Here is a 12,310-nt window from a genome sequence, read left to right as displayed (position 1 = left end):
GAACTCAATGAGCGAGGATCGAGGCAAAGTGGGCGTCAGCGAGGAAACGCGCTTCCGCCTGCTGATCGATGCGGTGGTCGATTATGCGATCTACATGATTGATCCCGACGGCATCATAACCAGCTGGAACGCGGGCGCCAGGCGATTCAAGGGGTATGAGGAAGCCGAGATTCTCGGCCAGCATTTCTCCCGTTTCTACACCGAAGAGGATCGCCAGGCCGGTTTGCCACAACGGGCGCTGGACACGGCGATTCGCGAGGGGCGTTTCGAAGGCGAGGGCTGGCGTGTGCGCAAGGACGGCACGCATTTCTGGTCCCATGTGGTGATCGATCCGATCCGCGATCCTTCGGGCAGGCTGCTGGGTTTTGCCAAGATCACCCGCGACCTGACCGATCGCAAGGCAGCCGAAGAAACCCTCAAGCAAAGCGAGCAGCAATTCCGTTTGCTGGTGCAAAGCGTCACCGATTACGCCATCTACATGCTAGGCCCCGATGGCCGTGTGACCAACTGGAATCCTGGCGCCCAGCGCATCAAGGGCTACTTGCCCGAAGAGGTCATTGGCCAGCACTTTTCGATGTTTTACACCCCTGAGGATCGCGCAGCCGGCGAGCCGTTTCGCACCCTGGACATCGCGACGCGCGAAGGGCGGTTCGAAAACAAGGGCTGGCGTTTGCGCAAGGACGGTACGCGGTTTCTCGCCCATGTGGTGGTGGACCCGATCTGGGGCGATACCGGCACATTGCTCGGTTTCGCCAAGATCACCCGGGACATCACCGAGGCCGCACAGGCGCAGCAAGCCCTGGAGAAAACCCGCGAGGCGCTGTTCCAGGCGCAGAAAATGCAGGCCATCGGCCAGCTCAGTGGCGGTATTGCCCACGACTTCAACAATCTGCTGACCGTTATCCTGGGCAATCTGGAAATCGTCCGCAAACGCATAGACGACGATCCGCGATTAACCCGTTTGCTGGATAACGCCACCCAGGGCGCCTTGCGTGGTGTATCCCTGACCCAGCGCATGTTGGCGTTTGCCCGACGGCAGGAACTCAAGGCCGAACCCATCGAAATACCGAAGCTGGTGGAGGGCATCACCGGTCTGCTGCGCAGCTCCCTGGGGCCGACGGTGAAAATCGAAACCTGTTTTACGCCAGAGCCCGAGCCGGTGCTGGCCGACGTCAATCAGCTGGAGCTGGCGGTTCTCAACCTGGCGACCAATGCTCGCGATGCGATGCCCAATGGCGGCACCATCGTGCTCGGCACCCGCTCGGAAGTGGTCCTCGACCAGCCGCATACAACGCTGGCGCCAGGACGTTACGTGTGTTTTTCCATCACCGATACAGGGATGGGCATGGACGACGCCACGCTGTCTTCGGCGATGGACCCGTTTTTCACCACCAAGGGCGTCGGCAAGGGGACGGGCCTGGGGCTGTCGATGGTGCATGGCTTTATCGAACAAATGGGCGGGCGCTTCATACTCAAAAGCGAGAAGGACAAAGGCACCACCGCCGAACTCTGGTTGCCCGTGGCCAGGGTCGGATCGGTGGCCGAGCGACAGGGCCCGGAGCTGGCAGCACCGCAGGTTCCACGGCTCAATGTATTGGTGGTCGATGACGACAGCCTGGTATTGACCAGCACCTGCCTGTTGCTGGAAGACCTCGGACATCACGTCTGCATTGCGGAGTCCGCCGCCCAGGCGTTGCAGTTGCTTGAAAACCAGCAGCACTTCGACCTGGTCATCACCGATATGGCCATGCCGCAAATGAATGGCGCGCAACTGGCACAAGCCATCCAGATCATGAACCCGACCCTGCCGATCATCCTCGCCACCGGTTTTGCGGAGCGGCTGGATGGTTTTGCGACCCGACTTCCACGGTTGTCCAAACCCTTTACGCAAAAAAGCCTGGTGGAAATCATTGCCTCGACGATGAAGTGAGCCGACGGTTGTGCTGCTCATAGCGCGCAAGCATTGGCTGAGTGCTGATGCCGTGCAGCAGAATGCTTAGCGCGACCACTGACAGCGTGAGGTCGGTGCACAGGCTGGCCAGCGCTGGCGTAAGCTCGTGATTCAAGGCGTAGAACAGGTAGTAAAAGCTACCGATGCCGCGAATCCCGAACCAACCGATCAACAATCGTTGCCGGCCGTTCAGCAAACGGCCCCATGGCACCAGTGCGACGCTCAGGGGACGAATCACGCAGAACAGCGCCAGGGAAATCGCCAGCGCGCGCCAGTCCCAGTGACTGACCAATACCACCCCGAGCAAGGTCACCAGAAACACTTCCATGGCCCGTTCGACGAGACTGCCAAAGGACAGCATGTCGCCGATCATGATCCCGGCGGCAACCTGCGTGTCCTCCAGGTGTTCCACATCGCCGTGCACGGCATCGTCAGGTTCGACATTCTGGTGACCGACGACCGGTTGCACCAGGTGCTCGGCCGGCGGCTGCAAATGTCCCGTGGAGTTGACCTCCGCCCCACGCAGGCCCAAGCCGGCGGCAAACACCGAAAGAAAACCGTAGGCGTATACCGATTCTGCCGTGACATAGGCCAGGGCAATCAGCGCGAATGTCAGGTAATCATTGGGGGAGAAGGTACTGTCGGCATTGCGGATACGCATCGACAGGGTCAAGCGGCCGATGCCGCGTCCCATGCAGTAACCGATCAACAGACCGGCGGGCACGGCCCACAACAGGCGCTTGAGTGCCCAGTCATCCAGCCAGGCGCTGGAGGAGCCGCTGCCTTGTTGCAGGAACAGTAGAGCGAGAATGACAAACGGAAAGGCGATGCCATCGTTGAGCCCCGCCTCGCCCGAAAGCGCGAAACGCACCGGGTCGTCATCCTTGGCGTCGTTGACCTGCACCAACGAAGCCAGCACCGGGTCGGTGGGTGCCAGAATCGCGCCGATCAGCAACGACGGGCCCCATGGGAGCTCGAAGGCAACGTGCAGTAGCAGGCAGACACCGGTAATGGTCAGGAGCATCACCGGCCCCGCCAGACCGAACGCCACCCGCCACTTGCGATCCCTGAGCGGCAGGCGCAATTTCAGTCCGCAGACAAACAAGGAAAACAACACCGCGACTTCGGTCAGGTGCTCCATCCAGAAGGCGGCGTCCTTGATATCCAGCCTGAGCCAGGCCAAACCTGCCGGCCCGATGGCCACCCCGAGCGTCAGGCACACGGCTGACGTGGTCACCGGCAGCCAGCGCAGGTACGACGAGGTGAGTGCCAGTGTCAGCAACACGGCACCCAACACCGCGACCCAGGCAATGAAGCTCATGGCCCCGGGTCATCAACCGACCGTGGCACGCAAATATTCCGGCGACAGCATGTTGAACCAAATCAGGATCATTTCCACCAGGATCGTGACCAGCACCAGTAACCCGACGCCCCAGACGCAAGTCGAATTGAGCAAACCTTGTTCCTTGCGTTCATGCATGAACGTCGGCAGCCCCACGAACAGCAGAAACGTCGAATAGACCGACGCAGCCCCCAGCACCAGGATCGCCAGCCAGCGACTGGGGTACAGGCCTGCAAGGCCCGCCACGAAGAACGGCGTGACGGTGTAGGCGGCAAAACCTATGCATTGGTTGACCGTTGGCCGCGCGTCGAACGTACGCGACATCCAGCGGATAAACAGCCCGATCAGCGCGACGCCGACCAGGATACTCACGTATAGCAACAGGCACAGTTGCAGCGCACTGGCAGCACTGAGCCTGACCGTTTCATTTTCCGCCAGACTCCAGCCCACATAAGTCGTCCCGAGATACAGGCACACCGGGGGGACCAGGCCAAGCAGGAGCAAATGTGCGAGATAGTGGTGAGGATGCGCTTCCTCTTCCTTGCGAATATCCGTCCACGCGTAGTTCGGTTGGGTGAACAGCTTGACGAAAGGTGCGGACATGACGACCTCCAGGTATCAAGAAACCGCCATGGCCGTATTTCGCCATGGCCGGGCTCATAAGCTGTGGAGCACTGGAGGTGTCCGCCGGTTCCATTTTTCATCGGCGTCAAAGTATCGGCTTGCCCCCGGTCACGCCAAAGCGTTGGCCGGTGATGTAGCTGCCTTCGTCCGAGGCCAGCAGGACATAAATCGGCGCCACTTCCACCGGTTGGCCCGGGCGCCCCAGCGGCGTGTTGCCGCCGAAGTTCTGCACCGTTTCTTGCGGCATGGTCGAGACAATCAGGGGTGTCCAGATCGGCCCCGGCGCCACGCTGTTCACGCGGATGTTCTTGGGCCCGAGCATTTGTGCCAGGCCCGCGGTGAAGTTGGCGATTGCCCCTTTGGTGGTGGCATAGGCGAGCAGGGTGGGGTTGGGCATGTCCGAATTGACCGAGCTGGTATTGATGATCGAACTGCCGGGCTTCATGTGTTTCAACGCAGCCTGGCAAATCCTGAAGATCGCGGTGATGTTGACGTCGAAGGTCATCACCCATTCTTCGTCGGAGATGTCTTCAAGGGTCTCGTGGGTCATCTGGAATGCGGCGTTATTGACCAGCACGTCGATACGACCGAAGCGTTCGACGGTTTTCTCCACCAGTGCGCGGCAATGCACCTTGTGCGCCAGGTCCCCGGGCAGCAGCAGGCATTGCCGGCCTGCCTGCTCGACCCAACGCGCGGTTTCCTCGGCATCTTCCTGCTCATCGAGGTAGGCAATGGCGACATCCGCGCCTTCGCGGGCGAAAGCGATGGCGACTGCACGGCCGATACCGCTATCACCGCCGGTAATCAGGGCAATCTTGCCCTCCAGGCGTCCCGAGCCCTTGTAGCTTTGTTCACCACAGTCGGGATACGGGTCCATTTTTCGTTGCGAGCCGGGGACAGGCTGGTGTTGTTTGGGGAAGGGTGGTTTTGGATAGTCGGTCATCATTGATCTCCGGGCTCAAGGAGGATTCAAAAGGTTGACCGTGGTGTTTTGGCTTGAGTTCGGTTGGATTTCAGAGGGATTGCACTACTTCAGAAATCACAGAAATCCTCTGTGGGAGCGAGCCTGCTCGCGAAGACGGTGTGTCAGTCTCCAGCAATGTTACTGTGCTGACGCCTTCGCGAGCAGGCTCGCTCCCACAAGGGGATCTGTGGTGGATCAGGCCTTGAGGTGGCGCAAACTGCGCTCCATCCGGGCAATCCCTTCCTCCAGCAACGACCGTGGGCAACCGAAGTTCAGGCGCACGAATTGTTTGCAGTCATCACCGAAATCCAAACCGGGGCTCAAGCCCACCCTGGCCTGTTCGAGGAAAAACTGCTGCGGGTTGTCCAGCCCCAGCGCCGTGCAGTCGAGCCATGCCAGGTAAGTGCTTTGCGGCACGTTCATGGTGATGCCCGGCAGGCGGGTGCGCACCGCGTCGACCAGGTAATCACGGTTGCCTTGCAGGTAAGCGCTCAGCTCGGCCAGCCAGGGCCCGGCTTCGCTGTAGGCGACACGGGTGGCTTCCAGGCCCAGCGGGTTGACGCTGTCGACCATGCCGCAACGGGCGTGGTTGACCCGCTCGCGCAGGTGGCGGTCCTGGATGATCATGAACGAGGTTTTCAACCCGGCGATGTTGTAGGCCTTGCTGGCCGACATCAGGGTGATGGTGCGTTGGGCGACTTGTGGGCCCAGGGTCGCCATCGGAATGTGTTTACGCCCATCGAAGCACAGCTCGGCATGGATCTCGTCGGAAATGATCCAGGCGTCGTGCTCCTGGCAGATGTCGGCGATGGCTTGCAGTTCGTCGCGGGGGAAAGCTTTGCCCAGCGGGTTGTGCGGGTTGCTCAGCAGCAGGGCACCGCCGCCTTGCAGCGACCGGCTCAGGGTTTGCAGCGGCGTGGTGTAGGTGCCGTCCGGCTGTGCGTCGAAATTCAGCTCGACCTTGTTCAGGCCCCAATGGCCCGGGGCATGGCGTAAAGGTGGGTAGTTCGGAACCTGCACCACGACATTCTGTTGTGGCTGGACCAGTGCCTTGAGCGCCATGTTGAAACCCGATTCAACCCCCGGCAGGAAGATCAACTCCTGCGGCTCGACGCGCCAGGCGTACTTGATCCACAGGTCGGCAACGATGGCTTCGCGCAGGTTGTCCGGGGCCACGCTGTAGCCGACCATCGGGTGTTCCAGGCGTTTTTGCAGGGCCTGGATGATCATCGGCGGCGCGGCGAAATCCATGTCGGCGACCCACATCGGCAACACATCGGCCGGGTAGCGGCTCCATTTGGTGCTGCCGGTGTTGTGGCGGTCGAACACCTGGTCAAAATCGAAAGTCATGCGCGGTCTCGTGAAGGCGGGGTTAATCATGCCGGCCATGATAAGCGCCAATCGGTTCAAACAACACAATCCCTGTGGGAGCTGGCTTGCCAGCGATGACGGCGGCACAGTCAAAATTGATCTTGGCTGACCCACCGCTATCGCGGGCAAGCCCGCTCCCACAGGGTTCGACAAACGGCCGACGGTCGGTTTTCACACAGATTGTCAGTGTGTTGACTAAAGTTTGAGATGTCGGCAGCCCGTCTGCCGCGACCGTGTTTGCCCGGAAAAATCCGGCAAAGCACCGGATCTTCACCTGATCAGGAGTGCACGATGGACCTCAGCCGTCGTCAGTTCTTCAAGGTCGCCGGTATCGGCCTTGCAGGCTCTAGCCTGGGCGCGTTGGGCATGGCCCCGACGCCTGCCTTTGCCGAACAGGTGCGTCACTTCAAGCTCGCCCATACCCATGAAACCCGCAACACCTGCCCGTATTGCTCGGTCGGTTGCGGGGTGATCATGTACAGCCAGGGCGATGCGGCGAAGAATGTCGCGCAAAGCATCATCCACATCGAAGGTGACGCCGACCACCCGGTCAACCGCGGCACCCTATGCCCTAAAGGCGCCGGCCTGCTGGACTTCATTCACAGCCCCGGGCGCCTGCAATATCCGCAAGTGCGCAAACCCGGCAGCAGTGAATGGACGCGTATCGGCTGGGATGAAGCGCTGGATCGCATCGCCGACCTGATGAAGGCTGACCGCGACGCCAACTTCATCGAGAAGAATGCCCAGGGCCAGACAGTGAACCGCTGGCTGACCACCGGCTTCCTTGCGGCCTCGGCGGCGTCCAACGAAGCGGGTTACATCACCCACAAGGTGGTTCGCAGTCTCGGCATGCTGGGGTTCGATAACCAGGCGCGTGTCTGACACGGCCCGACGGTGGCAAGTCTTGCCCCGACGTACGGCCGTGGTGCCATGACCAATACCTGGACCGATATCGCCAACGCGAACCTGGTCCTGGTGATGGGCGGCAACGCAGCAGAAGCGCACCCCTGCGGCTTCAAGTGGGTGACCGAAGCCAAGGCGCACAACAAGGCGCGGCTGATCGTGGTCGATCCGCGTTTTACCCGAACCGCCTCGGTGGCCGACTATTACGCGCCGATTCGCACCGGTACCGACATCGCGTTCATGGGCGGTCTGATCAACTACCTGCTGACCGAGGACAAGATCCAGCACGAGTACGTGCGCAATTACACCGACGTGTCGTTCATCGTCAAGGCCGGTTATGGCTTCGAGGATGGCATTTTCAGCGGGTATGACGCAGCCAAACGCCTCTACACCGACAAATCCGGCTGGGGCTATGAACTCGGTGAGGACGGTTTCGTCAAGACCGATCCGACCCTGCAGGACCCGCACTGCGTCTATCAGTTGATGAAGCAGCATTACAGCCGCTACAGCCTCGAACTGGCGAGCCAGATTTGCGGCATGCCGGTCGATGCCATGCAAAAAATCTGGGAAGAAATCGCCACCTGCTCGACACCGGGCAAGACCATGACGATTCTCTATGCCCTGGGCTGGACCCAGCATTCGATCGGCTCGCAGATCATCCGTAGCGCGGCGATGGTGCAATTGCTGCTGGGTAACGTCGGCATGCCGGGTGGCGGCGTGAATGCCTTGCGCGGGCACTCCAATATCCAGGGCCTGACCGACCTGGGCCTGTTGTCCAACTCGCTGCCGGGTTACCTCACGTTGCCCCTCGACGCCGAGCAGGATTACAACGCCTACATCGTCAAACGCACGCAAAAACCATTGCGTCCGGGGCAATTGTCCTATTGGCAGAACTACAGCAAGTTCCACGTCAGCCTGATGAAATCCTGGTATGGCGCCAACGCCACGGCCGAGAACAACTGGGCTTACGAGTACCTGCCGAAACTGGACATTCCCAACTACGACATCCTCAAGGTCTTCGACCTGATGGGCCAGGGCAAGGTCAACGGCTACATGTGCCAGGGCTTCAACCCGATTGCCGCGCTGCCGGACAAGAACCGGGTGATGGCGGCGTTGGCCAAGCTCAAATGGCTGGTGGTGATGGACCCGTTGTCCACCGAGACCTCGGAATTCTGGAAAAACGTCGGGCCGTACAACGATGTGAAAAGCGCCGATATCCAGACCGAAGTGATCCGCCTGCCCACCACGTGTTTCGCCGAAGAAGACGGTTCGCTGGTCAACAGCAGCCGTTGGCTGCAGTGGCACTGGAAAGGCGCTGATGGCCCCGGCCAGGCACGGACCGACATACGGATCATGGCCGAACTGTTCCTGCGTCTGCGTCAGCGTTACCAGGCCAATGGTGGTGCTTATCCAGATCCCATCCTTAAATTGACCTGGCCGTACAAGGTTCCCGACGAGCCTTCGCCGGAGGAACTGGCCAAGGAAATCAACGGCAGTGCCGCCGCCGACTTCACCGACGCCACCGGCGCGGCGATCAAGGCCAATGCGCAACTGGCCGCGTTCAGCCAGCTCAAGGATGACGGCAGCACGGCCTCCGGTTGCTGGATTTTCTGCGGCAGCTGGACCGAAGCGGGCAACCAGATGGCCCGGCGCGATAACAATGATCCGTTCGGCATGCACCAGCATCAGGGCTGGGCCTGGGCTTGGCCGGCTAACCGACGGATTCTCTACAACCGAGCCTCCGCCGACCCGCAAGGCAAGCCGTGGGACGAGAAAAAACGCCTGGTGTGGTGGAACGGAAAAGCCTGGGGCGGTACCGATGTGCCGGACTACAAGGCCGACGTGCCTCCGGAAGCGGGGATGAATCCGTTCATCATGAACCCCGAAGGCGTGGCGCGGTTCTTTGCCGTCGACAAGATGAACGAAGGCCCGTTCCCCGAGCATTACGAACCGTTCGAAACGCCGATCGGCATCAACCCGCTGCACCCGCAAAACAAGAAAGCCACCAGCAACCCGGCGGCGCGGATCTTCGATTCGGTGTGGGATTCCCTCGGCGTGGCCAAGGATTATCCGTACGCCGCTACCAGCTACCGACTGACCGAGCATTTCCACTTCTGGAGCAAGCATTGCCGGCTCAACGCAATTGCCCAGCCCGAGCAATTCGTCGAAATCGGCGAGGTGCTGGCCAAGGAGAAAGGCATCGTCGCCGGTGACCGCGTGCGCGTCAGCAGCAAGCGCGGGCACATCGAAGCGGTGGCGGTGGTGACCAAACGGATCCGGCCGTTGCAGGTCAACAATCAGGTGGTGCACCAGATCGGGATTCCACTGCACTGGGGGTTCACCGGCCTGACGCGTCACGGTTACCTGACCAACACCCTGGTGCCGTTCCTCGGCGATGGCAACACCCAGACCCCGGAATCCAAGTCATTCCTGGTCAACGTGGAGAAAATCTAAATGGCCAGCCAAGACATCATTGCCCGCTCGGCCACCACCACCGTGCCTTCGTCGGTGCGCAACCTGGAGGAAGTGGCGAAGCTGATCGACACCACCAAGTGCATCGGCTGCAAGGCCTGCCAGGTCGCCTGCTCGGAATGGAACGAGCTGCGCGACGATGTCGGTCACAACCTCGGCACCTACGACAATCCCCAGGACCTCAGCGCAGAAACCTGGACCCTGATGCGCTTCACCGAGCACGAAACCGATGCCGGGAACCTGGAATGGCTGATTCGCAAGGACGGTTGCATGCACTGCGCCGAGCCCGGTTGCCTGGCGGCATGCCCCAGCCCCGGGGCGATCATCAAGCACGCCAACGGCATTGTCGATTTCAATCAGGACCATTGCATCGGCTGCGGTTACTGCATCACCGGTTGCCCGTTCAACATTCCGCGCATCTCGCAGAAGGATCACAAGGCCTACAAGTGCACGCTGTGTTCGGACCGGGTGGCAGTAGGGCTGGAGCCGGCCTGCGTGAAAACCTGCCCGACCGGCGCCATCGTGTTCGGCTCCAAGGAAGACATGAAGGAACATGCCGCCGAGCGCATCGTCGACCTCAAGAGCCGCGGCTTTGACAACGCCGGTCTGTATGACCCGGCAGGCGTCGGCGGCACCCACGTGATGTATGTGTTGCACCACGCCGACACGCCGAAACTGTACGCCGGGTTGCCCAGCGATCCGGTCATCAGCCCGTTGGTCAGCCTGTGGAAAGGCGTGAGCAAACCCCTGGCGCTGCTGGCCATGGGCGCGGCGGTGCTGGCCGGGTTCTTCCACTACGTGCGTGTCGGTCCGCAGGTGGTCGAAGAGGATGAACTTCCACACGGCCCGGACCCGGCGGTGCACGAAGTCGATCCGTCGGTGCACACCTATGATCCGAAGCAGGCTCCGAAGACAGGGGGCAGACCATGATTCGCAAGCAGATCCTTCGCTACACCGCCAACCAGCGCACCAATCACTGGCTGGTGGCGATCCTGTTTCTCATGGCCGGGTTGTCCGGGCTGGCACTGTTTCATCCGGCCTTGTTCTGGCTGAGCAACCTGTTCGGCGGCGGCCCCTGGACCCGCATCCTGCACCCGTTCATGGGCGTGCTGATGTTCCTGTTTTTCCTTGGTCTGGTGTTCCGTTTCTGGCGCGCCAACACCTTCATCGCCAATGATCGATTGTGGCTGCGACGCATCGACCGGGTCATGCGCAACGAAGAGGAGGGCGTGCCACCCATTGGCAAGTACAACCCGGGGCAGAAACTGCTGTTCTGGACTTTACTGCTGTGCATGCTGGTGTTGCTGTTCAGCGGGTTGGTGATCTGGCGGGCGTATTTCAGTGCGTATTTCGGCATCACGGCCATTCGCTGGGCGATGCTGCTGCATGCCCTGGCGGGTTTCGTGCTGATCCTGAGCATCATCGTGCACATCTACGCCGGCATCTGGATCAAGGGTTCCGTCAGCGCCATGCTGCACGGCTGGGTCAGCCGCGCATGGGCGAAGAAACACCACGAACTGTGGTATCGGGAAGTGACGCGGGACGAGCGTCCCGACCCGCCGCTGAACAAAATGCCTTTGAACAAAAAGGGATAGCGACTTGGCGACCATCCTCGAACCTGGACAAATTGAAGCGGCGGCCGGTTCGCCGCCGTTTCTGCACCTGCCGCCACACAACCTGTTCAGTCTGCGCGCCGAGCGCCTTGAGCATCTGGCCGAAGGACATCCGCTGGCCGACTACCTGCGCCTGCTGGCCGGGGTGTGCCGGGCGCAGCAGCAGGTGCTGGATGATCCGCCGCAAAGCGAGCCCCTCGACCGACAACGCATCGAGTTGTGCCTGGAACATGGGCTGCCGCCATTCGCCGCCGACAGCCTGAGCCGCGAGGATGATTGGCAGGGCTGGCTCGATGCCTTGTTGCAGCGCTATGCCGCCCCCGACCAACCCGCCGTGGCCGAGGCACTGGACACCCTGCGTGAAGCCGGCGCCGGACAACGCCGCGCCTGGGCGGTGGCGCTGGTCAGTGGCCAGTATTCACTGGTGCCGGCGGCCCTGGTGCCGTTCCTCGGTGCGGCACTGCAAACCGCCTGGAGCCATTGGCTGCTGAGCACACCCAATCTGCAATTGACCGCCGGCAACAGCCTCAGCCAGTGCCCGGCCTGCGGTTCGCCGGCCATGGCCGGGGTGATTCGCAATCGTGGCAAGCACAACGGTTTGCGCTATCTGGTCTGTTCCTTGTGTGCCTGCGAATGGCACGTGGTGCGGGTCAAGTGCGTGTACTGCGAACAGAGCAAAGGCCTGGAGTACCTCAGCCTCGAAGACGATCGCCACGCCGCCAATCAGGCGCCTCTACGGGCCGAGGTCTGCCCGGGCTGCAATGCTTATCTGAAGCTGCTCTATCTGGAGAACGACGCCCGTGCCGAAGCATTGTCGGCGGACCTTGCCAGCCTGATGTTGGACATGCGCCTGGCCCAGGACGGTTACCAGCGGCTGGCTCCGAATCTGTTGCTGGCACCGGGAGACGAGTGAGCACAGGGTCTACACTCTGGCACGAAGGATGTCGTCGATCACCTGTAGGAGCAATGCTTGCTCGCGATGGTCGTGAACGATGACGCCTACTGTCTGAATGATTGCATCGCCTGGACTTCCATCGCGAGCAAGCATTGCTCCCACAGGGGTATGCATT

At 61.1% G+C, this 12,310-nt stretch carries 9 protein-coding genes; 5 read left to right on the top strand and 4 right to left on the bottom strand.

Annotated elements, in window-relative coordinates; translation table 11 throughout:
* Positions 1-7: 7 nt before the first annotated feature.
* Positions 8-1,930 (top strand): hybrid sensor histidine kinase/response regulator, encoded by a 1,923-nt coding sequence (locus tag LAB08_RS14950; protein ID WP_096511365.1) that lies wholly within the window; start codon positions 8-10, stop codon positions 1,928-1,930.
* Here the strand turns inward: LAB08_RS14950 and LAB08_RS14945 are convergent.
* The 4 genes from LAB08_RS14945 to LAB08_RS14930 all read right to left on the bottom strand — a co-directional run bounded on the left by LAB08_RS14945 (position 1,908) and on the right by LAB08_RS14930 (position 6,231).
* Positions 1,908-3,272, bottom strand: coding sequence for a cation:proton antiporter (locus tag LAB08_RS14945; RefSeq protein WP_096511367.1), 1,365 nt, complete (start codon positions 3,270-3,272; stop codon positions 1,908-1,910). The genes LAB08_RS14950 and LAB08_RS14945 overlap by 23 nt on opposite strands.
* A gap of 12 nt (positions 3,273-3,284) precedes the next feature.
* Positions 3,285-3,896, bottom strand: coding sequence for a Yip1 family protein (locus LAB08_RS14940; RefSeq protein ID WP_096511369.1), 612 nt, complete (start codon positions 3,894-3,896; stop codon positions 3,285-3,287).
* 106 nt (positions 3,897-4,002) lie between these two features.
* On the bottom strand, positions 4,003-4,860 hold the full coding sequence (locus LAB08_RS14935) for an SDR family oxidoreductase (RefSeq protein WP_096511371.1): 858 nt from the start codon (positions 4,858-4,860) through the stop codon (positions 4,003-4,005).
* Between the two features lie 216 nt (positions 4,861-5,076).
* Entirely contained in the window at positions 5,077-6,231 is a 1,155-nt protein-coding gene (locus tag LAB08_RS14930; RefSeq protein WP_096511373.1) for a MalY/PatB family protein, read from the bottom strand.
* Positions 6,232-6,543: 312 nt separating this feature from the next.
* Between LAB08_RS14930 and fdnG the strand changes: the two genes are divergently transcribed.
* From fdnG to fdhE, 4 genes are read left to right on the top strand one after another with little or no spacing between them, the layout of a single operon-like run.
* Positions 6,544-9,609, top strand: a complete 3,066-nt coding sequence (gene fdnG, locus LAB08_RS14925) for a formate dehydrogenase-N subunit alpha (RefSeq protein WP_147432534.1) — start codon at positions 6,544-6,546, stop codon at positions 9,607-9,609.
* Entirely contained in the window at positions 9,610-10,557 is a 948-nt protein-coding gene (fdxH, locus tag LAB08_RS14920) for a formate dehydrogenase subunit beta (protein ID WP_096511379.1), read from the top strand.
* Positions 10,554-11,222 carry a formate dehydrogenase subunit gamma gene (locus LAB08_RS14915; RefSeq protein WP_096511381.1) on the top strand — a complete coding sequence of 223 codons (669 nt, stop codon included), beginning with the start codon at positions 10,554-10,556 and terminating at the stop codon, positions 11,220-11,222. The genes fdxH and LAB08_RS14915 overlap by 4 nt, the downstream gene beginning before the upstream one ends.
* A gap of 4 nt (positions 11,223-11,226) precedes the next feature.
* Positions 11,227-12,153, top strand: a complete 927-nt coding sequence (fdhE, locus tag LAB08_RS14910; RefSeq protein ID WP_096511383.1) for a formate dehydrogenase accessory protein FdhE — start codon at positions 11,227-11,229, stop codon at positions 12,151-12,153.
* Positions 12,154-12,310: the final 157 nt, after the last annotated feature.

This window comes from Pseudomonas izuensis, assembly GCF_002356535.2.
In the GTDB taxonomy this organism is placed as follows: Bacteria; Pseudomonadota; Gammaproteobacteria; order Pseudomonadales; family Pseudomonadaceae; genus Aquipseudomonas; species Aquipseudomonas izuensis.
This window is presented reverse-complemented; position numbering and strand designations above follow the sequence as displayed.

Coding starts and splice junctions, on each gene's coding strand:
- LAB08_RS14930 (WP_096511373.1), bottom strand. CDS start 6,231: ATGACTTTCGATTTTGACCAGGTGTTCGACCGCCACAACACCGGCAGC.
- LAB08_RS14915 (WP_096511381.1), top strand. CDS start 10,554: ATGATTCGCAAGCAGATCCTTCGCTACACCGCCAACCAGCGCACCAAT.
- fdxH (WP_096511379.1), top strand. CDS start 9,610: ATGGCCAGCCAAGACATCATTGCCCGCTCGGCCACCACCACCGTGCCT.
- LAB08_RS14940 (WP_096511369.1), bottom strand. CDS start 3,896: ATGTCCGCACCTTTCGTCAAGCTGTTCACCCAACCGAACTACGCGTGG.
- LAB08_RS14950 (WP_096511365.1), top strand. CDS start 8: ATGAGCGAGGATCGAGGCAAAGTGGGCGTCAGCGAGGAAACGCGCTTC.
- LAB08_RS14945 (WP_096511367.1), bottom strand. CDS start 3,272: ATGAGCTTCATTGCCTGGGTCGCGGTGTTGGGTGCCGTGTTGCTGACA.
- LAB08_RS14935 (WP_096511371.1), bottom strand. CDS start 4,860: ATGACCGACTATCCAAAACCACCCTTCCCCAAACAACACCAGCCTGTC.